Here is a 23,692-nt window from a genome sequence, read left to right as displayed (position 1 = left end):
ATGGAACTGCACACCCTCACCCTGCTGACCACCGGCGCCGCCCTGCTGACCTGCGTCCTGGCCGTGGCCGGGGTGCACGTCTACGCGGCCGGCCGGGCCCGGCGCGCCGCCCTGGTCGACCGGCTCGCGCACACCGGCCCGCCGTCCGCCCGGACCGGCCGCCGGCGCCGCTTCCGCGACCTGGACCGGCGACTGCGCCGCATCCGCCTGGGCCGCTGGCTGGAACACCGGCTCGCCACCACCGGCCTGGACGTCACCCCGGGCGAGTTCTTCGCCGCCATGCTCGGCACGGTCGCCGCGCTCTGGCTGATCGGCCAGGCCGCCCTCGCCCCCTTCTTCGGGCCGATCGCCGGGCTGCTGGGCGTCTGGGCGGCGGTGCAGTTCCTCAACTGGCAGCGGCAGAAACGCATCGAGCGGTTCATCAACCAGCTCCCCGAACTCGCCCGCATCCTCGCCAACGCCACCCAGGCCGGACTCGCGCTGCGCACCGCCATCGGCATGGCCGCGGAGGAGCTGGAGGCCCCGGCCGGCGAGGAACTCTCCAAGGTCGCCGACCAGTTGGCCATCGGCCACTCCCTGGACGACGCGCTCGGTGAACTCGCCGACCGCCTCCCCTCGCGCGAACTGGTCGTCCTGGTCACCACCCTGGTGCTGTCCAACCGGGCCGGCGGCCAGGTGGTGTCGGCCCTGCGCAACCTCACCGAGACCCTGGAGGAGCGCAAGGAGACCCGGCGCGAGATCCGCACCCAGCTCTCCCAGGTGACCATGACGTCGTACGCCGTCCCCGTCCTCGGCGTCGGCGCGCTGTTCCTGATGAACGGCGTCAGGGACGGCGCGCTGGCCCGGATGACCGGCTCACCGGTCGGCCAGGGGTGCGTGCTCGTGGCGTTCGTGCTGTACGCCGTCGGCTTCGTCCTCATCCGGCGGATGAGCCGGATCGACGTGTGAGGGGCACGCCATGGCCTTACTGCTCGCTCTGCTGACGGCCCTCGGCGTCGGCGGCGCCCTCGCCGGCATCCGCATGTACCGGGCGGACGCCAAGCTCCCCGGCGATCTCGCCGTCGCCCTGGAGGTCGGCGCCACCCGCACCGGCGCGGTGGACTCGGTCATCGACCGCATGGGCATGCGCTACGCGCCCGCCGTGCTCCGCCTGATGGGCCCCCGCCTGGTGGCCAGGGTGCGCCGCAGGATCGACCTCGCGGGCAACCCCGGCGGCCTGACCCTCGACCGCTACGCGGCCCGCCGCGCGGTGTACGGCGCGCTGGGCGCCGTGGGCTGCCTGGTCTTCCTGCTCCGCGGCCAGTGGTTCGTGGCCCTGCTGCTGCTCCTGTTCGGCGCGTTCTGGACGGAGGTCGGCATCTGGTCGGCGATCCGGGTCCGCAAGGACGTCATCGAGCGCACGCTGCCGGACTTCCTGGACGTGCTGGCGGTCGTCGTCAGCGCCGGGCTCGGCTTCCGCCAGGCCCTGGACCGCGTGGCCACCCGCTACGAGGGCCCGTGGGCCGACGAACTGCGCATCACCCTGCGCCAGATGGACCTGGGCATGAGCCGCCGCCAGGCCTTCGCCGAGCTGCGCCGGCGCAACGACTCCGAGCAGGTCGCCATGTTCGTCACAGCCCTCCAGCAGGGCGAGGAGCTGGGCGCGCCGATCGTGGACACCCTGGTCTCCCTGGCCAAGGACATGCGCCGCACCGACGCCCAGAACGCCCGCCGCAAGGCCGCCCGCGCGGTGCCCAAGGCCACGCTGCTGATCACCACCTTCATGGTCCCGGCGACGATGCTGCTGCTGGGCGCGGGCCTGATCCTGGGCTCCGGGGTGGACTTCGGCTCCCTCACGGGGAAGTAGGGGCGGCCATGACGGTGCCGGGGCTGACGGTGGGGAGGGGCGCCCTGCGGGGCGGGCCGCTGTCGTGGGCGGTACGGCTGCTGTGGTGGGCCGGCGGATTGTTGTCCTGGGTGGGGCGGCTGCGGTCGTGGGCCGGCGGATTGTTGTCCTGGGTGGGGCGGCTGCGGTCGTGGGCGGGTGGGTTGTTGTCCTGGGTGGGGCGGCTGCGGTCGTGGGCGGGTGGGTTGTTGTCCTGGGTGGGGCGGCCGCGGTCCTGGGCGGGAGGGTTGTTTGCCCGGGCCGGGCGACCGCGGTCGTGGGCGGGGCGACGGCCGTCCTGGGCAGGACGGTTGGTCTCCTGGGCGGGGCGACGGCCGTCCCGGGCAGGTGGGTTGCTGTCCTGGGCCGGGCGGCCCCTGTCGTGGGCGGGAGAGCGGGTGTCCCGGGCCGCGCGGCCGCTGTTCCGGGCGGGAGGGCTGCTGTCCTGGGCCGGGCGGCCGCGGTCGTGGGCGGGACGGCTACTGCCGTGGGTGGGGCGGCTGTTGTCCCGGGCCAGGTGGCCGCTGCCGTGGGCCGGGCCGGTCAGGGAACGGGACGGGACGCCCGAGCCCTCCGAGAAACTCCAGGTGCGGGCGCTCCAGGCCATGTGCCGGCAGGTCTTCGGCTTCCGGCTGGCGATGATCGTCCTGGCCGCCCCCGCCGCCCTGCTGAACGCCCGCCCCGGCCTCGGCGTCCGCCTGGTGGGCGCGGCGGTGGTCGTCACCTTCATGGTGTCCTACGTCCTCTTCCGCGACTGGGCCCGCTTCGGCCCCCTCCTGCTGCGCCACCCCGCACTGCTCGCCGCCGACACCCTCTTCGGCTCCCTCCTTCTCGTCTCGGCGGGCCCGGACACCACCCTCGCCTACGTCAGCGTCTGCACCCCGCTGCTGGCCGGGCTCGTCTACGGCTGGCGGGGCGCGGCCTGCTTCGCCTCGCTCCAGTCCCTGATCCTGCTGCTGGTCCACGCCACCCTGAAGGCCGGCCGGCACGCCCCGGTGGCCGAGGCGCTGCTGCTGCCGGGCCTGTGCGTGATCGCCGGAGCCATGGGCTCCACCCTGCGCAACCTGATGCTCCGCTTCGGCGCGGCGACCCAGGCGCTCACGGCGGTCCAGGCCCGGCTCGCGGCGACGGAGGCGGTCGGCGCGGAACGGGCCCGGCTCGCCCGCGAGATGCACGACTCGGTGGCCAAGACCCTGTACGGCGTGGCCCTCGCCGCCGACGGCCTGGCGGCCACGGCCCGGGCCGACGCGCCCGATCCGGCCCGGGTACGGCAGCAGGCGGAACTCGTCTCCCGCTCGGCCCGCAGGGCGGCGGCGCAGTCCCGGGAACTCCTGGCGGACCTGCGCAGGGAGGGCGGACCGGACGCCGTACACCTCTGGCCGGAACTCCAGGCGCAGGCGGCCGACTTCGCCGCCCGCACCGGCCTGCCGACGACCTTCCGCCACACCGGTGACTCCCCCCTCCCGCCCGTCCCCGACCCGCCGGCCCGGCATCTGCTGGCCATCGCGGCGGAGGCGATGGAGAACGCGCACCGCCATGCGGCCGCGAGCCGCCTGGAGATCACCGCCGGGGTGCACGACGGCCTGCTCCGCCTCACGGTGTACGACGACGGCAAGGGGCTGCCCCCCGACAGCACCCTCGACCACCTCCGCCGCTCCGGCCACTTCGGCCTGCTCGGCATGGTCGAGCGCGCGGCCGCGGCGGGCGCCCGCATCCGGATCGGCCGCGGCACGCACGAACGGGGCACCGAGGTACGCGTGGACCTGCCCCTGCCCCACCTCACCACCGACACCGACGCCCCCTGAGAGGAGGCCCCCCGATGCACCACCCCGACCTGCTGCCGCCCGCACCCGCGGCCCCGCTGCGCCTGGTCGTGGCCGACGACAACCCGGTGGTCCGCGCGGGCCTGACGGCCCTGCTGTCCGGCCGTAAGGACACCACGGTGGTGGCCGAGGCGGCGGACGGCCGCGAGGCGTACGAGGCGGCGCTGCGGCACCGGCCGGACGTCGTCCTCCTCGACGTCCGCATGCCCGGCGTCGACGGAATCGCGGCATTGCCCCACCTGGTGCGGCTGGCCCCCGTCATGATGCTCACCTACAGCCATGAGCCGGAGACCGTACGGGAGGCGCTGCGGCTGGGGGCGGGGGGATACCTGGTGCACGGCGAGTTCACGACGGAGCAGCTGGTACGGGCGGTGCGGGACGTGCGGGAGGGGCGGCCGCATGTGACCCCGGGCGCGACAAGGGCCTTACTGCCGACCCTTCTTCCTTATGCACCCGCACATAGCGAACCCCAAGCCCCTTGCGTTGAAGGTAAATTCCCACCCCATCCTCTTTCGCAGATGCAACCACCCGTGGGACAGTCGTTCCGCTCTCGGTTCCGGCTGAGTACCAGGGAGGCGGAGATCATGGACCTCATCGCGTCCGGCATGAGCAACCAGGAGATCGCCGCCACCTGCTTCATCAGCGAGAAGACGGTCAAGAACCACATCAACCGCATCTTCGCCAAGCTGCACTCCACCACCAGGTCCCAGGCGACGGCGAAATGGCTGGGGGTGGCCTGAATGCCCGCCCCCACCACCCCGGAATGGGCCCGCGATTGGGCCCTGGGACCCTCCACCCCGACCCGCTCCGGCGCCTACCGTTCCGGGATCCGCAGCGCAGCCGGAGGGGAGCACCATGAGCGACTGGATGCTGAAGTTGCTGGTGGCCATGGAACGCCGCACCGACGACAGGGGCCAGACCGCCGTCGAGTACCTCGGCATCATCGCGGTGGTGGTGGCGATCGTGCTGGCGATCACGGGCACGGATATCGGGCAGACCATCCTGGACAAGATCAGGGAAAAGATCGCCGAAATCACCTGATGTGCCGACGTCGGCGCAGCGATTCCGGGCAGGCCTTCCCCATCTACCTCACGGTGGTGGCGGGCCTGCTCTTTCTTGCGCTCGCCTATCTGGCGATCGGCCAGGCCTCGGTGAACCGGAGCGGCGCGCAGACCGCGGCGGACGCGGCCGCGCTGGCGGCGGCCCAGGACCAGCGTGACCAGCTCACCGGAAAGTGGCTGGAGAACCTGAAAGACCCCGCGAAGTGGCAGGACATCTTCGCCGGAAAGGCGGATCTCACCTCGTCGTGCTGGCGTGCCGACGAGCTCGCCGCCCAGAACGACGGCCAGGTGCAACGGTGCGACGAATCCCAGCCGCTGAAAGTCACCGTGGACGTCAGGACCAACAAGCCGGTCGGCGATTCCGTCGTCCCCGGGGTGAAGGACATCAGGTCGACGGAGTCCGCCACGGCCGTCGTAGAGCTGCGCTGCAAGGTCAACCCGCCTGACCTGGAAACGGGCGACAGCCCGCTTCCCCGGCTCACCTGCGACGGCAAGGTCTGGAACCCGGATCCGGGTCGCCCGGAGGAATTGCCGCAGCCGCAGGATCTGTTCGATGTCCACCTGGCCGACTGACAAGCGAACGACCATGGAAGAGGGAAGCGGAGCGATGAGCATGCGGTTCACTGCGAGAGCCCGCAACGGAGTGGTCGCACTGACCATTGCGGCCGGCATGGCCGTGGGCGCGGCCGGCTGCGGTGGCGGTGGGGGAAAGGACGACGCCAAGAAGCCGACACCTTCGGCACCGGCGTCCAAGAGCAGTGGTTCCGATGCCAGTCCTCAGGAAGGTCAGACGGACGCGCCTTTGGCCGAGCTCAAGGGCCCGAATGGTCTGCTCCTTCAGATCACCTCCGCGAAGCGGGACACCGGTGGCTTTGTCACGGTCAACGGCGACCTCAAGAACGACAGCGGCAGCGAGGCCGTCATCCCCTCGAACCTCAGCGGCAACGAGACCGAGATCATCAAGAACGGCAGTTCGCTCGGTGGCGCGACCCTCGTCGACCCGAAAGGCAAGAAGCGCTATTACGTCCTACGCGACACGGACGGACGGCCCCTCACCACGACGGGCCTGCCCGAACTGAAGTCAGGGGCGTCCCTGCCGGTCTTCATGCAGTTCCCCTCCCCGCCGGCCGATACGTCCCAGGTCGGCTTCCAGCTTCCTGGGTTCTCGACGGCCACCATCCAGATCTCCGGGTGAGGCCCCCGTGACCACCACACCCCGCCTCGCACTGCCCCTCACCACCGCCACCCTCCTCCTCACCCTCGCCCTCCCCACCTCCGCCCACGCCGACGGCACCGGCCCCAGTGGGCCCCCCGGCACCGCGCCGTCCGCCGCCGCGCCGGTGAAGATCGACCCCACCGATCCGGACCTGAAGCTGCCCGAAGGGGCCACGCTCGCCGCGCCCAAGGTGCTGGACATCAAGTCGGTCGTGGAGGACCAGAGCGGGGACGAGCGCCGGGAGGACACCAACGCCGACGTGACCTTCGCCCTCCAGGCCGAGGTGCTGTTCGGCAAGGACAGCGCCAGGCTCGGCGACGACGCGAAGGCCCGCATCGCCACCATCGCCGAGGAGATCAGGAAGCAGCACGCGACCCAGGTCCGCGTCTTCGGCTTCACCGACGACCTCGGCTCCGCCGCCCACGGCGACATCCTGTCCCGGCAGCGCGCCAACGCCGTCCAGGCCGTCCTGGACCAGGACCTCGACGACCCGGGCATCACCTTCGAGGTCCGCGGCTACGGCGAACAGTTCCCGATCGCCGACAACTCCACCGAGGAGGGCCGCAGGAAGAACCGAAGGGTCGAGGTCTCCTTCCCCCGCACCCAGAACTGAACCCCGGCGGCCAGGGAGACCTACGGCCGCTCCGGCCGCCCGTCCTCCACCCGGACCTCCGCCCCGGCCCGCAGCCCCCACCCCGCCATGGCCCCCGCCGCCGCCTCCAGCACATGCCGGGCCCGCAACCGGGGCAGGCCCAGCCGGCCGGGGCGCATGGTGCGGACGGCGATGACGGTCAGGCGCCGGTCCAGGTAGGCCACGTCGATCGGGATCCGCATCCCGAAGGTGTGCACCCCGCTCGCCGGCGACAGCAGCATCGCCCCGTCGACCGAGTCCCGCCCCAGCAACCCCTTCGTACGGGCCCGGTACGACGCCGCGATCTCCAACGGCACCCCCACCGGCTCACCCCCGCCGGGCCCCCGTACCACCAGCCGCCCCCGCCCGTCCCGCAGCCGCCGTCCCCAGCCCATGCCCGCCTGCCCTCCGTCCGTCCGCCCCTCACTGTCTCTCGCTCACCAACTCACCCCGCCGGTAAACGCCGTTGTCAGTGCCGCCTGCCACACTCCGTGCCATGACAGACGTGTGGCTGCGCGAGGTCGACGAGGCCGACCTGGAGGCGTTCCTGGCCTACGAGCACGACCCCGAGGCCGTCCGCCGGTCGAGGTTCGCCCCGCGCCCGCGCGACGCCTTCCTCGCGCACTGGCGGACCGGCATCCTCGGCGTCCCGGACGTGCTCGTGCGGACGGTCGTGGTGGCGGGGGAGCCGGCGGGGCACGTCGTCTCCTGGACGGTGGCGGACGGGCGGCGGTTCCTCGGGTACTGGCTGGGCCGGCCGTACTGGGGGCGCGGCGTCGGCAGTCGCGCCCTCGCCCTCTTCCTCCGCGAGGAAGCCGTCCGCCCCCTGTACGCCGACCCGTTCGCCGGCAACACCGCCTCCGTCCGCCTGCTGGAGCGCCTCGGCTTCCGGCGCACCGGCACGGTCCGGCACGGCACGGACACCCACCTCCTGCTCGCCCTTCACCCAGCGGAGGAGACGGAAGCGGCGGAAATCGGCAGGACGTGACGGTCCGCCCCTGGGACGATGACTGCCATGGCAGCGCAGCACCACCACCCCCACCCCTCCCCTCACCGCTCCTTCGACGACCTGGTTGCGGAGGGGGTCGCCGTGCCCACCGAGGGGTGGGACTTCTCGTGGTTCGAGGGGCGGGCCACCGAGGCGCGGCCCTCGTGGCGGTACGCCGAGTCGGCGGGGCGGCGGCTGGCCGGTGCCGAGGCCGTGCTGGACATCCAGACCGGCGGCGGAGAGGTGCTGGACTTCGCGCTGGGCCGGGCCGAGCCCGTCCGGCCGCTGCTGGCCGCCGCCACCGAGGGCTGGCCGCCCAACGTGGCCAGGGCCACCGCGCTGCTGCGGCCGCGCGGGGTCGTGGTGGTCGCCGCCCCGGACGACGCGCCGCTGCCCTTCGCCGACGAGGCCTTCGACCTGGTGCTCAGCCGGCACCCGGTGCGCCCGTACTGGGACGAGATCGCCCGGGTGCTGCGGCCCGGCGGCACCTACTTCGCCCAGCACGTCGGGCCGGCGAGCGTCTTCGAACTGGTCGAGTACTTCCTCGGGCCGCAGCCGGAGGAGGTGCGCTCCGGCCGGGACCCCGAGCGGGAGCGGGCCGAGGCGGAGGCGGCCGGCCTGGAGGTGGCCGGACTGCGGGCGGAGCGGCTGCGGATGGAGTTCCACGACATCGCCGCGGTCGTGCATTTCCTGCGCAAGGTCGTCTGGATGGTCCCCGGCTTCACGGTGGAGGCGTACGAGCCCCAACTCCGGGCCCTGCACGAGCGGATCGAGCGGGAGGGGCCGTTCCTGGCGCACAGCTCCCGGCATCTCTTCGAGGTCCGCAAGCCGCGTAAGGGCTGAAAACAGACGTCGTTCATCTGCCGTTCGTCCGCAGTTTCCACATTGTTATGCGCTGCGGTTCACACACGCCTCACCCGTCACGTAAGTTCAGACCAAGGTAATTCGCGTCAGCAAAGCTGTGCGGACGGTACCGCGCAGTGGAGGGGGCTGCGCGGTGCCGTGGGACCGGGTGGGGGGCCGTACCGGAACCGTCAAATCACCGTTCGCGGGCCGGGTCCCCCATCGGAGGGACCCTCGGCCAACGCGCCGAAGAGTCCATAAGGCGCCGCAAAGCATTCGAATGCCTCCGAATGTGTCTGTATCCGACCGGATTCCCCTGGGAATCGGCGGGGAATCGGCCATGAGAGGCCCCTGAATCTCACATTCCGGGTCGCCCGGGGCGTCGCCGGATGATTCCGGAGAGTAGTTGTCTCGCGCCGATGCACCCATCAGCCCTTACGAAGGGTTATGGTGGAAACCCCCCCTCGGGCCGGTCCGTCTCCCCCCCACGGACCGGCCCGTTTTTTTGCCGGGCCGCCAGGAACGTTTCCGCGGCCCCGGATCCCGAGCCCGGACGGCAGGCCGAGCCCCGGACCCGGACCGGGCCCCGGGCAGCGGTAGGCTCAACACCCCCCGAACCCGTACCCCGTGCCAACCCCGGAGGGCCACGTGAACCTGCGTGACAAGCTGCGCAGCCTGCTCGTCAGGCTCTACGCACGCCGGGTGGAAGGACACCTGGACCACGACCAGGTGCCCAAGCACATCGGCGTCATCATGGACGGCAACCGCCGCTGGGCGAAGGCGTCCGGCTCCACCACCGTCCACGGCCACCGGGCCGGCGCCGAGAAGATCGAGGAGTTCCTCGGCTGGTGCGCGGAGACCGACGTCGAGGTCGTCACCCTCTGGCTGCTGTCCACGGACAACTTCGACCGCCCGCAGGAGGAACTCGGCCCCCTGCTCGGCATCATCGAGGGCGTCGTCCGCACCCTCGCCGCCGACGGCCGCTGGCGCGTGCACCACGTCGGCACCCCCGACCTGCTGCCCGCGCAGATGCAGACGGCGCTGAAGGAGGCCGAGGAGGCCACCCGGCACATCGACGGGATAGTCGTGAACGTGGCCATCGGCTACGGCGGCCGGCAGGAGATCGCCGACGCCGTGCGCTCGATGCTGCTGGACGCCCACGACCGCGGGGTGTCCCTGGAGGACCTCGCCGAGTCCGTCGACATCGACATGATCGGCCGTCACCTCTACACCGGTGACCAGCCCGACCCGGACCTCGTCATCCGCACCAGCGGCGAACAGCGGCTGTCCGGATTCATGCTGTGGCAGACCGCGCACTCCGAGTACTACTTCTGCGAGGTCTTCTGGCCGTCCTTCCGGAAGGTCGACTTCCTGCGCGCCCTGCGCGACTACGCCGCACGTCACCGCCGCTACGGCGGCTGACCCCGGACACCGCACCGCACCGCCCCGTCGCCACCCGGCGCCGGGGCGGTTCCGTATACCCCGATTCGCGCACGCGTAACAAGGAGTTCACCAGCGCGCTGTTGGCCGCTTTTGCATGGCGGCGACAGTTCGAGGGCATAAGCCAAGCAGGTCGACACCCGAACCACGGGCGTCGGTTCTCAGCGGGCGGCACGGGGCCGTCCCGCCCGGGAGGCCCTTTGCACCAGCCCGACCGTCCGGTCACGGCACGGAAAGAGCCGCGGAGGGCCGGTCCACGGCCCGCCGTACGCGGGGGCCAGACACCGGTCCAGCTCCACTTCGTCGCTCCCCGACCTCATCCGAGGGGGTACGTCCTTCCGTGGTGACCAGCACAAAGCGCCACAAGCCCGACCGGCGCACCTATGTTCTCGACACCAGCGTCCTGCTGGCCGATCCGAACGCCCTGAGCCGCTTCGAGGAGCACGAGGTCGTGCTCCCCATCGTGGTGGTCACGGAGCTGGAGGCCAAGCGGCACCATCCGGAACTCGGCTACTTCGCCCGGCAGGCCCTGCGCCTGCTCGACGACTACCGGGTCCGGCACGGCCGTCTCGACGCCCCCATCCCGATCGGGGACCTCGGCGGCACGATCCGTGTCGAGCTCAATCACTCGGACCCCAGCGTGCTGCCCACCGGCTACCGCCTGGGGGACAACGACTCCCGCATCCTCGCGGTGGCCCGGAACCTCCAGGCGGAGGGGTTCGACGTCACCGTCGTATCGAAGGACCTGCCCCTGCGGATCAAGGCGTCCTCGGTCGGTCTCCTCGCCGAGGAGTACCGCGCCGAGCTCGCCATCACGGAGAACTCCGGCTGGACCGGGATGAGCGAACTCACCCTCCCGGCCGAGCAGGTGGACATCCTCTTCGAGGAAGGCCATCTGTACGTCCCGGAGGCCGCCGAGATGCCCGTGCACACCGGTCTGACCATCCACTCCGAGCGGGGCAAGGCGCTCGGCCGGGTCTCCGCCGAGGGCAACGTCCGGCTGGTGCGCGGCGACCGGGAGGCGTTCGGCATCAAGGGCCGCAGCGCCGAGCAGCGCATCGCGCTCGACCTGCTGCTCGACCCGGACATCGGGATCGTGTCGATGGGCGGGCGGGCCGGCACCGGCAAGTCGGCGCTGGCGCTGTGCGCCGGGCTGGAGGCGGTCCTGGAGCGCCGTCAGCACCAGAAGGTGATGGTGTTCCGGCCGCTGTACGCGGTCGGCGGGCAGGAGTTGGGCTATCTGCCCGGCACCGAGGCGGAGAAGATGAGCCCGTGGGCGCAGGCCGTCTTCGACACGCTGTCGGCCGTCACCAGCCGCGAGGTCATCGAGGAGGTCACCGCGCGCGGGATGCTGGAGGTGCTGCCGCTGACCCACATCCGCGGCCGCTCCCTGCACGACGCGTTCGTGATCGTGGACGAGGCGCAGTCCCTGGAGAAGAACGTCCTGCTGACCGTGTTGTCCCGGATCGGCGCCAACTCCCGGGTGGTTCTCACCCATGACGTGGCACAGCGGGACAATCTGCGCGTCGGACGCTACGACGGTGTGGTGGCCGTCGTGGAGAAGCTGAAGGGGCATCCCCTCTTCGCGCATGTCACCCTGACCCGGTCCGAAAGGTCCCAGATCGCCGCGCTTGTCACCGAAATGCTGGAGGACGGACACATCTGACATGGATGGACGTCATCTGACATAGCGGTACGGCCTGTTGGCGCCGTCCGGCAAAGGCGAAGAGCCTAGCCGGGCGGCGCCTTGGCGCGCGGAGGTTTCCGGAAATCCCCAGGGCCAAACGGGATGTGAGCTTTCACACGCAACACAGAATTGCCACCCGGCGTCCGGTTACGGCAGAGTCTCAGTCCTGTCAGGCCCCGCATACGACACAGCCGTACCCCCAGCGGTACGGCACCTCAGAAGCATCACCAACTCCATAGACCCGTCGTATGCCGCCCGCGCACCACGCGGCGCTCCCTCCAGGGGAGTTGCCCACCGGGCCCGCGCCTCCCGTGACCCAGAAGTTGGGAGGCCAGTGTCAGGGGCACGATTGCGTCCGCCAGGGTCACCGAAGCGGGCGATGCTGGAAGGAACCCGTGTGAGCCGGATTTCGGTCCGGGGACTCGCAGTGGCCTCGGCCACCGCGGTCACCGCCGTCGGAAGCGTCGTCGGAGTTGCCTCGGGCAGCGTCGCGCAGAACAACAACGACGCCGAGGCGACGGCAGCCGATGCCACGCTCCTCGCCGACATACCCGCAGGTCAGCAGGCGCAGGTCCAGTCGGCGTCCCTGACGCACCAGGCCGATGCCCAGGCCATCGCGGCCGACGCGAGCGCCAAGAAGGACGCCGAGGCGGCGGCCCGCAAGGCAGCCGCCGACACCGCGATCGCGAAGAAGGCGGCCGCGGAGAAGGCTGCCAAGGAGGCCAAGGAGCGCGCCGAGACGAAGGCCGCGGCGGCGAGCCGCGACGACGTCCGCGACTCCTCGAGCTTCCCGGTCCAGTCCAACTACACCGTCGCGCAGATCCAGGCGATGGCGCGCCAGATGGTGGCCGGCGACCAGTTCCAGTGCTTCAGCAACATCGTGGACCACGAGTCCAGCTGGAACTACCACGCCGTGAACGCCTCCTCGGGTGCCTACGGCCTCTTCCAGGCGCTGCCCGCGGGCAAGTACGCCTCCGCCGGTGCCGACTGGCAGACCAACCCGGCCACCCAGATCAAGTGGGGCCTCAACTACATGAACAGCCGCTACGGCAGCCCCTGCCAGGCCTGGTCCTTCTGGGCGGCCAACCACTGGTACTAGGCCACCCGGTACTCGCACGGCCTCGCGCAGCCCCTCCCCGTCCTCGGGGCAGGGGCTTTCGCCCTGTACGGTCGTAACCGACGACTCCAGGGGGGAGTGGTGGCGAGCGCGCGGGGCGCGGGGGAAGAGGACGGATCATGTCGCGAGTGCCAGGGTGGCTCGGCCGACTCGGTGCCGGGCTCAGCGAGATGAGCGAGCGCCTGGAGGAGCTGCGCGCCGAGGTGGAGCAGGAGCGCGAGGCGGACGACGAACCCACCGGGTCCGTCAAACCCGCCGCCGCCGTGCCCGGACAGGCCACCGACACCGATCGCCCCGCCCGGCCGGTGGCGCCCGCGCCGTCGGCCGGTCCGCGCCCCGATCCCGCCGAGGCCGTGCCCTGGGGTGTCCGGGTCGCGGCGGAGGCCGGCTGGCGGCTGCTCGTCCTCGCCGGCACCGTGTGGGTGCTGATGCGGGTCATCAGCGCCATCCAGCTGGTGGTGTTCGCGTTCGTCATCGCCCTGCTGATCACCGCGCTGCTCCAGCCGACGGTCGCCCGGCTCACCCGCTGGGGGGTGCCCCGAGGACCGGCGACCGCGCTCACCGCCATCTCCGGCTTCGCGGTCATCGGCCTGATGGGCTGGTTCGTGAGCTGGCAGGTGATGGAGAACATCGACACCCTCTCCACCCAGATCCAGTCCGGCATCGACGACCTGCGCAACTGGCTGCTGAAGAGCCCCTTCCACGTCACCGACAAGCAGATCAACAAGATCGCCCAGAACCTCCGTGAGGCGATCGGCGCCAACGCCGACCAGATAACCTCCGCCGGGCTGGAGGGCGTTCAGGTCATTGTCGAGGGCCTGACGAGCATCCTGCTGGTGTTCTTCTCGACGCTCTTCCTGCTCTACGACGGCAAGCGGATCTGGCAGTGGTTCCTGAAGCTGGTGCCCTCCGCCGCCCGTCCGGGCGTGGCCGGCGCCGGCCCGCGCGCCTGGCGCACGCTGACCGCCTACGTACGCGGCACGGTCCTGGTCGCGCTCATCGACGCCATCTTCATCGGCATCGGCATCTACTTCCTCAATGTGCCGATGGCCGTCCCGCTGGCCGTGTTCATCTTCCTGTTCTCCTTCATCCCGCTGGTCGGCGCGGTCGCCTCCGGAGCGCTGGCGGTGATCGTGGCGCTGGTGACCCAGGGTGTGTTCGCGGCCGTGATGACCCTCGTCGTCGTCCTCGCGGTCCAGCAGATCGAGGGGCATGTGCTCCAGCCGTTCATCCTCGGCCGCGCGGTCCGCGTCCATCCGCTGGCGGTCGTGCTGACCGTGGCGGCCGGCGGCATGGTGGCCGGCATCGGCGGCGCGGTGGTGGCCGTACCGCTGGTGGCGGTGACGAACACGGTGGTGGGGTATCTGCGGACGTACGCCGCCGCTCAGGCGGGCCAGGTCCGTCCGGCGCCGGAGAACGCAGAGGACCCCGCCCCCCAGGAAGGGTGAGCGGGGTCCTCGGACGGACGTCTGCCTACTCGGCGATGACCGCCTCGGCCTCCAGCGTGACGGCGACGGCCTGGACCACGGAGGCGATCTTGAACGCCTCCTGGACCACGTCGCGCTCCACACCGGCCTTGCGCAGCACCTGCTCGTGCGAGTCCAGGCACATGCCGCAGCCGTTGATCGCGGACACCGCGAACGACCACAGCTCGAAGTCGACCTTCTCCACGCCCGGGTTGCCGATGACGTTCATCCGCAGACCGGCGCGCAGGGTGCCGTACTCGTGGTCGGACAGCAGGTGGCGCGTCCGGTAGAAGACGTTGTTCATCGCCATGATGGCGGCGGCCGACTTGGCGGCCGTGTACGCCTCCGGCGACAGGTTCGCCTTCGCCTCCGGCTCCAGCTCACGCAGCACGATCGGGGACCGGGAGGCGATGGCGGTCGCCAGCACGGTGCCCCACAGCTGCTGCGCGGGGAGGTCGGAGTTGCCGATGACCGAGCCCAGGTTGAGCTTGAGGTCCTTGGCGTAGTCCGGGACGCGGGACTTCAGGGAGTCGAGCGACATGGGTCACTCACCGGCCAGCAGCGCGACCGGGTCCAGCGTGTTCTCGCCCTTGGTCCAGTTGCACGGGCACAGCTCGTCCGTCTGGAGGGCGTCCAGGACCCGCAGGACCTCCTTGGGGTTACGGCCCACGGAACCGGCGGTGACCATGGTGAACTGGATCTCGCGGTTCGGGTCGACGATGAAGACGGCGCGCTGCGCGAAGCCGTCCTCGCCCTCGATGCCGAGGTCGCGCATCAGCTCGTGCTTGGAGTCGGCCATCATCGGGAACGGCAGGTCGGTCAGGTCCGGGTGGTCCTTGCGCCAGGCGTGGTGGACGAACTCGGAGTCACCGGAGAAGCCGAGGATCTGGGCGTCGCGGTCGGCGAACTCGTCGTTCAGCTTCCCGAACGCGGCGATCTCGGTCGGGCAGACGAAGGTGAAGTCCTTCGGCCATGCGAACACGACCAGCCACTTGCCCTCGTAGGACTTGTGGTGGATCTGCTCGAACTCCTTGCCCTTCTCCAGCGAGACGCAGGCGGTCAGTTCGAACTCGGGGAACTTGTCACCGACAGTGAGCACGCGCTCTCCTTGCAGCTAGGGACACCCTTTGTGAGGGTCTTGCCCCCTTGGGTTGGACGTCGTCGATGGTGGCACAGGGTGCATTGATTAGTGAAATAGCTACACTCGGTCATGTTGATCGGAGGTAGTTATCAGTGACCATGGGTAACGGAAAGCGGAGGCAGCCGAGCCTCGCACAGCTGCGTGCCTTCGCCGCCGTCGCGGAGCACCTGCACTTCCGGGACGCGGCGGCCGCCATCGGGATGAGCCAGCCCGCCCTGTCCGGCGCGGTCTCCGCGCTGGAGGAGGCCCTCGGGGTGACCCTCCTCGAGCGTACGACCCGCAAGGTGCTGCTCTCGCCCGCGGGGGAGCGGCTGGCCGTCCGGGCGAAGGCGGTGCTGGACGCGGTCGGCGCGCTGCTGGAGGAGGCCGAGGCGGTCCGGGCCCCCTTCACCGGCGCCCTGCGCCTCGGGGTGATCCCCACGGTGGCGCCGTACCTGCTGCCCACCGTGCTGCGGCTGGTCCACGAGCGCTATCCGCAGCTCGACCTCCAGGTGCACGAGGAGCAGACCGCCAGCCTGATCGACGGCCTGCACTCCGGCCGGCTCGACCTGCTGCTGCTCGCTGTCCCGCTCGGTGTGCCCGGCGTGGTCGAACTCCCCCTGTACGACGAGGACTTCGTCCTGCTCACCCCGCTCGACCACTGGCTCGGCGGGCGCGAGGGCATTCCGCGCGAGGCGCTGAAGGAGCTGAAGCTGCTCCTCCTGGACGAGGGGCACTGCCTGCGCGACCAGGCCCTCGACATCTGCCGGGAGGCCGGCCGCGCGGACGCCCCGGTGACCACGACGGCCGCCGGCCTCTCCACGCTGGTGCAGCTGGTGGCGGGCGGGCTGGGCTGCACGCTGCTGCCGCGCACCGCCCTGAAGCTGGAGACCGCCCGCAGCAGCCAGCTGCTCACCGGGTACTTCGCCGACCCGGCGCCGAGCCGCCGGGTCGCGCTCGCCATGCGGGCCGGCGCGGCGCGCTCCGCGGAGTACGAGGAACTGGCGGCGGCACTGCGGGAGGCGATGCGGGCCCTGCCGGTGCGGGTGGTGGCCTGACGGCCGGCGAAGCGCCCGGTTACTCGGTGCGCAGGCCCTCCGGCCGCATCAGCCGCAGCAGCGGCGGCAGGCTCAGCAGGGTGACCGTGAGGATCACCCCCGCCCCCGCGCCGGTCATCGACAGCACGCCCGGCCAGTCCACGGACACCGTCGCGCCGACCATGCGCAGCAGGACCGCGCCCAGCGTCAGTCCGGCCGCCGCGGCGAGGAGCAGGCCCAGGGCGATGGGGATCGCCGTCTGCCACAGCACCGACATGCCCAGGGTGCGCTTGCGGGTGCCGAAGGCGGCCAGCGACGACAGCAGCTTCCGGCGCTCGCGCAGCTGCTCCAGCTGGGAGACCAGCAGGCTCACCCCGATCAACGCCAGCACACAGACGGCGCCCGCGAAGGTACCGGTGCGGATCGAGGAGAACTGCGCCGACCGCTCGGTGGCCGCCAGCACCATCGCGTCCGCCAGCGGATCGATCCGTGCCGCGGTGTTGCGGACGTACTCGTGCACGTCCGGCCGCTTCTCGTCGAGCTTGAGGTACACCGCGCCGACCAGCGTGCGGCTCATCCGCGCCGACATCGCGCCCGGGGTGACCAGCACCTCGCTCTCCGCGAGCCCGTCCGGGCCCTTGAGCGCGCGGCCCTTCTTCAGCCCGGCCGGTACCGTCCACGTCGTGTCGGGGAGGTGGGGCCGCCCGCTGCCCGGATTCAGGTGCAGGGTGCGGCCGGGCCGGGCGAGCTTCGCCACGTCGGCGTCCCGGTCCCCGCCGGTCACGGCGAAGACGTCGCCGTCGCGGCAGGAGGGCAGCTCGGCCACCGTGCGCAGCGCGGTGCAGGTGCCGACGGTGAGACCGACGGTGTGCTGCGGCCCCTGCTCGGAACTCCAGGTTCCGTCGCCCAGCTCGGTGCTGCCCAGTGCGGTGGCCTTCCGTACGCCCTCGGTCCGGGCGAACCGCGCGGTGGCCGGGAGGAAGGGAACGCCACGGGAGAGGTTGACCTGCATCTGGGCCTGGTCGGTGTCCCGTCCGGTGGACTTGGTGAAGTCGTCCTGGATGCCCGCGAACAGCATCTGGAGCGCGATCGCCCCGGCGACCGCGACCGCGATGCCGTTCACCATGCGGGCCGCGGATCCGCTGTTCAACTGGAGCCGTCGTACGGCCAGTTGCCAGGCGACACCACCCCGTCCGAGCCGGGCCACGGCCGCCTCGACGGCCCACGGCAGCAGGGCGGTGACACCGAGGAGCAGCAGCAGGATGCCGGCGACCACCAGATACCGGTTGAAGTCGCCGTTGCCGCGGATGTCTCCGATCAGCGGGGCCAGGCACGCCAGTCCGGCCAGTGGCAGCAGCAGCCGCCACCACAGCCGGCGGCGCGCCGGCCGGGCCGTACGGACCACGCCCAGCGGTTCGATGACCACCCCGCGCAGCGCGAACAGCGTCACCAGCACCGCCGCCGCCGGAACGGCGAGGGCGACGAGGGCGGCCAGCGCCGGGGAGGGGTTGAGATAGCTGGGGAACACGCTGATGCCCACGATCTCGACGGAGCCCGCGACCTGCCGCCCGAGCAGGAAGAACGCGGTGCCGAAGACCAGTCCGACCAGGGAGCCGGCGAGCGCCTCGCCCGCCGCGATCCGCCGGGTCATCCGGCCGTCGGCGCCGACCAGCCGCAGCGCGGCCAGTCTGCGGTCGCGCCGCTCGCCGCCGAACCGTACGGCCGTGGCGATGAACACGGCGACCGGTGTCAGCAGCACCACGAAGGCGACCAGCACGAGCAGCAGCAGGACCGGGTCCGTCGGGTCGGACTGGGTCTGCTCCTCCGGCCCGAAGTGCGTGATCCGGGCCGTCCGCCACCCGTCGAGCTGCCGGTCCAGGTTCTTCGCCCCGGCGTAGTAGGCGAGATCGTGCGAGCCGATGAGCCCGGGCTCGGCGATCGTGCCGACGATCCGGTACGGCAGCCGCTCGCGCAGCAGCCTGCCGTCCGCCGAGCCGAGGAGGTCGCGCAGCGCGGGGGAGACGATCATCTCGCCCGGCGCGGGATACCGGGTCAGCCCCGGGGGAAGGGGTGCCCGCGGCCCCTCGGGCTGCACCAGCCGGCCGCGCAGGTCACTGCCGCGGAAGCTGCTGTCGGCGTCGGAGATCACCAGGGTGTCCGACGCCTTCGGCCGGTAGGGGCCGTAGGTGTGGTCCTGGCGGGCCTGGCCGCGCTGGTCCCGTACCGCCAGCGCGTTCGGGATCGCGGTCGTCAGCAGCAGCAGCGCCACGCCGAGTCCGACCCCGACCGCCGTCAGCAGCACCCGGACCCAGCCCTCGCGCCCGCCGGTGAACGCGAACCTGACCCCCATGCCCAGATCGCGGCTCCACTGCCGGATGCTCATACGGTGCGCTCCATGTCCCGCGACTTCCCGTCCCGTACGACGATCTCCCGGTCGGAGTAGGCGGCCACCCGGGCCTCGTGCGTGACCAGCACGACGGCCGCGTTGGTGGAGCGGGCCGCGTCGGTCAGCAGCTCCATCACGCGCTCGCCGTTGAGCGAGTCGAGCGCGCCGGTCGGCTCGTCGGCGAACACCACCCGGGGGCTGGTGACCAGGGCGCGCGCCACCGCGACCCGCTGTCCCTGGCCGCCGGAGACCTCGCCGGGCCGCTTGCCCGCGAGATCGTCCACCTCCAGGCGTTCCAGCCAGCCCAGCGCCGTCCTCTCGGCGGCCTTGCGGGAGGCGCCGTTCAGCCGCAGCGGCAACGCCACGTTCTCCACACAGGTCAGCTCGGGCACCAGCTGGCCGAACTGGAAGACGAACCCGAACTCGGAGCGGCGCAGCGCGCTGCGCTCGGCGTCGCCCATCCCGGCCAGTTCGCGGCCGTTGTAGCGGATCGACCCGGAGTCCGGCGGCACGATGCCGGCGAGGCAGTGCAGCAGCGTCGACTTGCCCGAGCCGGACGGGCCCATCACGGCGACGACCTCGCCGGGGTGGATGGAGAACTCGGCGCCGTCGAGCGCGACGGTCGGGCCGTAGCTCTTGCGCAGGTCGTCGGCGACGAGCAGGGAGCCTGCGGGAGCGTTCACCGGGCCACCGCCTCGCGCAGCCGGTCCAGCCGGGCCGCGGTCAGCTCCAGCCAGCGCAGGTCCGCCTCCAGGTGGAACAGGGCGTGGTCGCAGATCAGCTGGTCGGCGAGGTCGCCCTTGCGCTTGCGGTCGGTGAGGATCCGCATGCTGCGCAGATGCTCGGCGCGCTGGGTGTCGAGGACGACACCTGCGTCGCGGTGGGTGAGCAGGGCGAGGACGACCTTGGTGTAGAGGGTCGACTGGAGGTACTCCTCGGGCTTCTCCGGCGTGCCGAGCCAGCGCTCGACGTCGGTGATGCCGGCGTCGGTGATGGCGTACCGCTTGCGCTCGGGGCCCTCGCCGGCCTCGATCCCGTCGACCTGCACGAGGCCGTGCTTGAGCAGCCGGGACATCGTCGAGTAGACCTGGCCGTAGTGCAGCGGCCGGTCCTGACCGAACTTCTCGTCGAAGGTCCGCTTGAGGTCGTAGCCGTGCCGAGGGCCGGACTCCAGGAGACCCAGAAGGGTGTGACCGATGGACATGCCGAGCACTCTACACACCGTGTATACGCGGTATGTATAGAACCCGGGTATACCCGCGAAGTCGCAGGTCACCCGGGTTGTCGGCCGGTCAGGAGCTGCCGGGCGGCCGTCCGCGGCGGGGCAGCGGCCCGGTGTCCTTCGGCAGTCGCCCCGCCTCCGCCAGCGCCTTGCGCAGCAGGAACTCGATCTGCGCGTTGGCGGACCGCAGCTCGTCCCCGGCCCACCGGGCGAGCGCGTCGTACACCGCCGGGTCGAGCCTCAGCAGCACCTGTTTGCGCTGCTGAGGCCGGCGCCGCGGGGCCGCGCCCTCGGCCGGGTCGGTCACTGGTAGAGCGTCCCGGTGTTGAGGACCGGCTGCGGGGCGCGGTCCCCGCACAGCACCACCATCAGGTTCGACACCATTGCCGCCTTCCGCTCCTCGTCCAGCTCCACGATGTCCGCCTCGGAGATCCGGGCGAGCGCCGCCTCCACCATGCCGACCGCGCCGTCCACGATCTCCCGGCGGGCCGCCACGACCGCGCCCGCCTGCTGCCGCTGGAGCATCGCGGAGGCGATCTCCGGAGCGTACGCGAGATGCGTGAAGCGCGACTCGACGATCTGCACACCGGCCGCCTCCACCCGGACCTGGAGCTCCACGGCCAGCTTCTCGGTGATCTCCTCGGCGTTGCCGCGCAGCGAGAGGCCGTCCGCGTCGTGCGCGTCGTAGGGGTACTCGATCGCGATGTGCCGTACGGCCGTCTCGGTCTGCGTGGCGACGAACTCGGCGAAGTCGTCCACCTCGAACACGGCCTGGGCGGTGTCCTGCACCTTCCAGACCACGACCGCGGCCAGCTCGATCGGGTTGCCGTAGGCGTCGTTGACCTTCAGTACGGCGGTCTCGTGGTTGCGCACCCGGGTGGAGATCCGGGTCCGCGAGGTGAAGGGGTTCACCCAGCGCAGGCCGTCCTGCCGGATGGTGCCCCGGTAGCGGCCGAAGAGCTGCACCACCCGGGCCTCGCCGGGCGCGACCGTGTTCAGGCCGCGCAGCGAGATGACCGCGGCGAGGAAGACGACGATCCCGGCGATGATCAGCCCCGCCTTGGGGCCCGCCGCGGAGACGTTCGCGGCGGCGGCCAGCAGCGCCGCGGTGCCGCCGAGCCCCAGCAGGCCGAGCAGCAGGGCGAGCCCGCCGCCGATGCTGTGCGCGGGGAACTCCCGCACCCGCGGGGCGGGCATCTCGGGTACGTCGGCGGTGGTGTGCGTGGACATGGTCGTGTCCCCCGTTCCTGGTCGTGCTCGACGGCGCCCGTCGGGGCGCCTGGTGTGTGACTAGCTAAGTGATATCACTTTTCTCTGTCAAGCAACCCTGCAACCGTCACAGCCGTCGGTTCCGTTGGGGCGGGTGCTGATTGTCACGTCCGTAAAAGGGCGGATCGGACGCCCTTTGTCATAGAGACGGGTGTTAGCTTTCGGAGCTGACCATCCAGAGACGGAAGCGAGCGTAGGGACTCATGGGACGAGCGGAAGAGAGACGAGCGCGGCAGCGCGGTGGCCGCCGCGCGGCGCCCCAGCCGCGCCGCTCCGGGCCCGAGACCGGCCGCAGGCCGCTCATACGCCGGCTGTTCACCTGGAAGAAGGTCCTCGGCACCTTCTTCGGGCTGTGCCTGCTGCTGATCGGCGGCTTCATCGCGCTCTACCTGTCCGTCGACATCCCCCAGGCGAACGCGGCCGCACAGCAGCAGAGCAACGTCTACAAGTTCAGCGACGGCACGGTGCTGGCCCGCGACGGCAAGACCAACCGCGAGATCGTCGACCTGTCGAAGGTGCCCCGCAAGGTCCAGCTGACCTTCGTGGCCGCCGAGAACAAGAGCTTCTACAACGACGTCGGCATCGACTTCAAGGGCACCGCCCGCGCCATGCTCAACACGCTGACCGGCAAGGGCAAGCAGGGCGGCTCGACGATCACCCAGCAGTACGTCAAGAACTACTACCTCAACCAGGACCAGACCGTCACCCGCAAGCTGAGGGAACTGGTCATCTCGTTGAAGGTGGACCGCGAGAAGACCAAGGACCAGATCCTCGCCGGCTACATCAACACCAGCTACTACGGCCGTGGCGCCTACGGCATCCAGGCCGCGGCCCAGGCGTACTACCACATCGACGCCAAGAAGCTCAGTGTCCAGCAGGGCGCCTATCTCGCCGCCCTGCTCCAGGCGCCCAGCCAGTACGACTGGGCCGTCGCGAGCGACACCGGCAAGCGGCTGGTCAAGGAGCGCTGGAACTACGTCCTCGACAACATGGTCAAGCAGCACTGGCTGGACCCCGCCGCGCGGCAGGCCATGCACTTCCCCAAGCCCAAGGCCCCCAAGGGCGCCCCGGGCCTCGACGGGCAGAAGGGCTATCTGGTCGAACTCGCCAACCAGCAGCTCGAACAGCGGCTCATGCAGACCGACGGCCTGACCCAGGCCCAGGCCGAGACCGCGGTCGAACGCAAGGGCTGGACCATCACGCTCAGCGTCGACCGCAAGAAGCAGGCCGCGCTGGAACAGGCCGTCAAGACCCAGCTGACCGGCAAGCTCGAGCCCAAGCAGCGCAAGGTCGACCGCAACGTCCAGGCCGGAGCCGTCTCGGTCAACCCCCGCAACGGCCAGATCGTCGCGCTGTACGGCGGCCAGGACTACTACAAGCACTACATCGACAACGCCACCCGGCGGGACTACCAGCCGGCCTCGACGTTCAAGCCCGTCATCCTCGCCGCCGCGCTCCAGAACGGCGCCACCACCCAGGACGGCACCCCGATCAGCGCCGACACCGTCTACGACGGCACCAGCGGCCGCCCGGTCGTGGACCACGGCAGCAAGGCCGGGTTCGCACCGCCCAACGAGGACGACGTCGACTACGGGCCCATCACCGTCCAGCAGGCGATGAACAACTCGGTCAACTCGGTCTTCGCGCAGATGGGCGTGGACGTCGGGATGACCCGGGTGATGGACACCGCCAAGCAGCTCGGCATGGACACCAAGGGCATGCAGGCCGTCCCCGCCCAGACCCTGGGCTCCATGGGCGCGAGCCCGCTGGAGATGGCCGGCATCTACGCCACCTTCGCCAACCACGGCGACCGGGTCACCCCGTCGATCATCAAGTCGGCCGAGCTGAACGGCCGTACCGTCAAGCCGGACTCGCTCGGCGCCTCGGTGCTCAGCCGGAGCGCCGCCGACACCGTCACCTCGGTGCTCACCGGCGTGGTCGACGACGGTACGGCGAAGGAGCACGTGGCCGACAACCCGCTGCGCGCCGGCCAGCAGGTGGCCGGCAAGACCGGCACCTCCGACGAGGACAAGTCCGCCTGGTTCACCGGCTACACGCCCGACCTGGTCACCTCCGTCGGCCTGTTCGGCGAGGAGAAGGGCACCGGCCGCCATGTCTCCCTGACGGGCGCGACCGGACAACTGCCCGGCTCGGGCCGCGTCAACGGCGGCACCTACCCGGCGCAGATCTGGGCCCAGTACACCTTCGGCGTGACCCACGCGGCCACGTTCGAGCTGGACACCACCCAGGGCGCCGCCGTCGCCCCGACCCCGCCGCCTACGGTCAGCCACACCCCGACCCGGACGCCCTCGCAGACGCCCACCAGCAAGGCACCGACGTCGTCCGCGCCGCCGTCCCGGACCCCGACGCAGACGCCGACCAGCGCGCCGCCGTCCCGGACGCCCACCCAGACCCCGCCGACCCAGACGCCGACCAGCCAGGAGCCGACGGACCCGATCACCCCGGAGGACCCGCTGGACCCGGCCAACCAGTAGGCCCGGCAGGGAAGCGGACACACGAAG

General features: G+C 71.3%; 25 protein-coding genes. 16 read left to right on the top strand and 9 right to left on the bottom strand.

Features of this window, described 5'->3' with window-relative positions; all coding sequences use genetic code 11:
• Both ACFVIU_RS03360 and ACFVIU_RS03355 read left to right on the top strand, forming a co-directional pair.
• A complete protein-coding gene (locus ACFVIU_RS03360) occupies positions 1-948 on the top strand; it encodes a type II secretion system F family protein (RefSeq protein WP_385840288.1) in 948 nt (315 codons plus the stop codon).
• 10 nt (positions 949-958) lie between these two features.
• On the top strand, positions 959-1,846 hold the full coding sequence (locus ACFVIU_RS03355; RefSeq protein ID WP_385840287.1) for a DUF5936 domain-containing protein: 888 nt from the start codon (positions 959-961) through the stop codon (positions 1,844-1,846).
• Here the strand turns inward: ACFVIU_RS03355 and ACFVIU_RS03350 are convergent.
• A complete protein-coding gene (locus tag ACFVIU_RS03350; protein ID WP_385840285.1) occupies positions 1,833-2,471 on the bottom strand; it encodes a hypothetical protein in 639 nt (212 codons plus the stop codon). The genes ACFVIU_RS03355 and ACFVIU_RS03350 overlap by 14 nt on opposite strands.
• On the opposite strand from ACFVIU_RS03350, the gene ACFVIU_RS03345 reads away from it, so the two are divergent.
• From ACFVIU_RS03345 to ACFVIU_RS03320, 6 genes are all read left to right on the top strand, one after another.
• Positions 2,452-3,669, top strand: a complete 1,218-nt coding sequence (locus ACFVIU_RS03345) for a sensor histidine kinase (protein WP_385840284.1) — start codon at positions 2,452-2,454, stop codon at positions 3,667-3,669. The two genes, ACFVIU_RS03350 and ACFVIU_RS03345, sit on opposite strands and share 20 nt — an antisense overlap.
• Positions 3,670-3,683: 14 nt before the next feature.
• The gene (locus ACFVIU_RS03340; RefSeq protein ID WP_385840282.1) at positions 3,684-4,427 is read left to right on the top strand and encodes a response regulator; all 744 of its coding nucleotides are present in this window, start codon (positions 3,684-3,686) and stop codon (positions 4,425-4,427) included.
• A gap of 115 nt (positions 4,428-4,542) precedes the next feature.
• Entirely contained in the window at positions 4,543-4,728 is a 186-nt protein-coding gene (locus ACFVIU_RS03335; protein WP_385840281.1) for a Flp family type IVb pilin, read from the top strand.
• Positions 4,728-5,321 carry a pilus assembly protein TadG-related protein gene (locus tag ACFVIU_RS03330; RefSeq protein WP_385840279.1) on the top strand — a complete coding sequence of 198 codons (594 nt, stop codon included), beginning with the start codon at positions 4,728-4,730 and terminating at the stop codon, positions 5,319-5,321. The genes ACFVIU_RS03335 and ACFVIU_RS03330 overlap by 1 nt, the downstream gene beginning before the upstream one ends.
• A 34-nt stretch (positions 5,322-5,355) precedes the next feature.
• Positions 5,356-5,943: a hypothetical protein gene (locus ACFVIU_RS03325; RefSeq protein ID WP_385840332.1), complete on the top strand. Its 588-nt coding sequence runs from the start codon at positions 5,356-5,358 to the stop codon at positions 5,941-5,943.
• Between the two features lie 7 nt (positions 5,944-5,950).
• Positions 5,951-6,577, top strand: a complete 627-nt coding sequence (locus ACFVIU_RS03320; RefSeq protein ID WP_385840278.1) for an OmpA family protein — start codon at positions 5,951-5,953, stop codon at positions 6,575-6,577.
• 20 nt (positions 6,578-6,597) lie between these two features.
• Here ACFVIU_RS03320 and ACFVIU_RS03315 read toward each other — a convergent pair whose 3' ends face one another.
• Positions 6,598-6,990 (bottom strand): DUF192 domain-containing protein, encoded by a 393-nt coding sequence (locus ACFVIU_RS03315; protein WP_385840277.1) that lies wholly within the window; start codon positions 6,988-6,990, stop codon positions 6,598-6,600.
• A gap of 101 nt (positions 6,991-7,091) precedes the next feature.
• Between ACFVIU_RS03315 and ACFVIU_RS03310 the strand changes: the two genes are divergently transcribed.
• From ACFVIU_RS03310 to ACFVIU_RS03285, 6 genes are all read left to right on the top strand, one after another.
• Positions 7,092-7,583, top strand: coding sequence for a GNAT family N-acetyltransferase (locus ACFVIU_RS03310; RefSeq protein WP_385840276.1), 492 nt, complete (start codon positions 7,092-7,094; stop codon positions 7,581-7,583).
• A gap of 27 nt (positions 7,584-7,610) precedes the next feature.
• The gene (locus ACFVIU_RS03305; protein WP_385840275.1) at positions 7,611-8,426 is read left to right on the top strand and encodes a class I SAM-dependent methyltransferase; all 816 of its coding nucleotides are present in this window, start codon (positions 7,611-7,613) and stop codon (positions 8,424-8,426) included.
• 648 nt (positions 8,427-9,074) lie between these two features.
• Positions 9,075-9,848: an isoprenyl transferase gene (locus ACFVIU_RS03300; protein WP_385840274.1), complete on the top strand. Its 774-nt coding sequence runs from the start codon at positions 9,075-9,077 to the stop codon at positions 9,846-9,848.
• A 358-nt stretch (positions 9,849-10,206) separates the two neighbouring features.
• Positions 10,207-11,532, top strand: coding sequence for a PhoH family protein (locus ACFVIU_RS03295; protein WP_385840273.1), 1,326 nt, complete (start codon positions 10,207-10,209; stop codon positions 11,530-11,532).
• Between the two features lie 418 nt (positions 11,533-11,950).
• Positions 11,951-12,652, top strand: a complete 702-nt coding sequence (locus ACFVIU_RS03290) for a transglycosylase SLT domain-containing protein (RefSeq protein ID WP_385840272.1) — start codon at positions 11,951-11,953, stop codon at positions 12,650-12,652.
• Between the two features lie 137 nt (positions 12,653-12,789).
• Positions 12,790-14,118 (top strand): AI-2E family transporter, encoded by a 1,329-nt coding sequence (locus tag ACFVIU_RS03285; RefSeq protein WP_385840271.1) that lies wholly within the window; start codon positions 12,790-12,792, stop codon positions 14,116-14,118.
• Between the two features lie 25 nt (positions 14,119-14,143).
• On the opposite strand, the gene ACFVIU_RS03280 is transcribed toward ACFVIU_RS03285, so the two are convergent.
• On the bottom strand, positions 14,144-14,677 hold the full coding sequence (locus ACFVIU_RS03280) for an alkyl hydroperoxide reductase (RefSeq protein WP_385840269.1): 534 nt from the start codon (positions 14,675-14,677) through the stop codon (positions 14,144-14,146).
• Between the two features lie 3 nt (positions 14,678-14,680).
• On the bottom strand, positions 14,681-15,235 hold the full coding sequence (locus tag ACFVIU_RS03275) for a peroxiredoxin (protein WP_067047469.1): 555 nt from the start codon (positions 15,233-15,235) through the stop codon (positions 14,681-14,683).
• 140 nt (positions 15,236-15,375) lie between these two features.
• Between ACFVIU_RS03275 and ACFVIU_RS03270 the strand changes: the two genes are divergently transcribed.
• Positions 15,376-16,314 carry a LysR substrate-binding domain-containing protein gene (locus ACFVIU_RS03270; RefSeq protein WP_385840267.1) on the top strand — a complete coding sequence of 313 codons (939 nt, stop codon included), beginning with the start codon at positions 15,376-15,378 and terminating at the stop codon, positions 16,312-16,314.
• A 19-nt stretch (positions 16,315-16,333) separates the two neighbouring features.
• Here the strand turns inward: ACFVIU_RS03270 and ACFVIU_RS03265 are convergent, their stop codons facing one another.
• The 5 genes from ACFVIU_RS03265 to ACFVIU_RS03245 form a co-directional block, all read right to left on the bottom strand.
• Positions 16,334-18,676, bottom strand: a complete 2,343-nt coding sequence (locus tag ACFVIU_RS03265; protein ID WP_385840266.1) for an FtsX-like permease family protein — start codon at positions 18,674-18,676, stop codon at positions 16,334-16,336.
• Positions 18,673-19,362: an ABC transporter ATP-binding protein gene (locus ACFVIU_RS03260; RefSeq protein ID WP_385840265.1), complete on the bottom strand. Its 690-nt coding sequence runs from the start codon at positions 19,360-19,362 to the stop codon at positions 18,673-18,675. The genes ACFVIU_RS03265 and ACFVIU_RS03260 overlap by 4 nt, the downstream gene beginning before the upstream one ends.
• Entirely contained in the window at positions 19,359-19,883 is a 525-nt protein-coding gene (locus ACFVIU_RS03255) for a PadR family transcriptional regulator (protein ID WP_385840263.1), read from the bottom strand. The genes ACFVIU_RS03260 and ACFVIU_RS03255 overlap by 4 nt, the downstream gene beginning before the upstream one ends.
• Before the next feature lie 88 nt (positions 19,884-19,971).
• Positions 19,972-20,259 carry a hypothetical protein gene (locus tag ACFVIU_RS03250; protein WP_385840262.1) on the bottom strand — a complete coding sequence of 96 codons (288 nt, stop codon included), beginning with the start codon at positions 20,257-20,259 and terminating at the stop codon, positions 19,972-19,974.
• Entirely contained in the window at positions 20,205-21,131 is a 927-nt protein-coding gene (locus ACFVIU_RS03245) for an SPFH domain-containing protein (RefSeq protein ID WP_385840261.1), read from the bottom strand. The genes ACFVIU_RS03250 and ACFVIU_RS03245 overlap by 55 nt, the downstream gene beginning before the upstream one ends.
• Before the next feature lie 242 nt (positions 21,132-21,373).
• Here ACFVIU_RS03245 and ACFVIU_RS03240 point away from each other — a divergent pair, with 242 nt between their 5' ends.
• On the top strand, positions 21,374-23,665 hold the full coding sequence (locus ACFVIU_RS03240; protein ID WP_385840259.1) for a transglycosylase domain-containing protein: 2,292 nt from the start codon (positions 21,374-21,376) through the stop codon (positions 23,663-23,665).
• The last annotated feature ends 27 nt before the right edge of the window (positions 23,666-23,692 follow it).

This window comes from Streptomyces sp. NPDC127190 (assembly GCF_042672505.1).
GTDB lineage: Bacteria > Actinomycetota > Actinomycetes > Streptomycetales > Streptomycetaceae > Streptomyces.
This window is presented reverse-complemented; position numbering and strand designations above follow the sequence as displayed.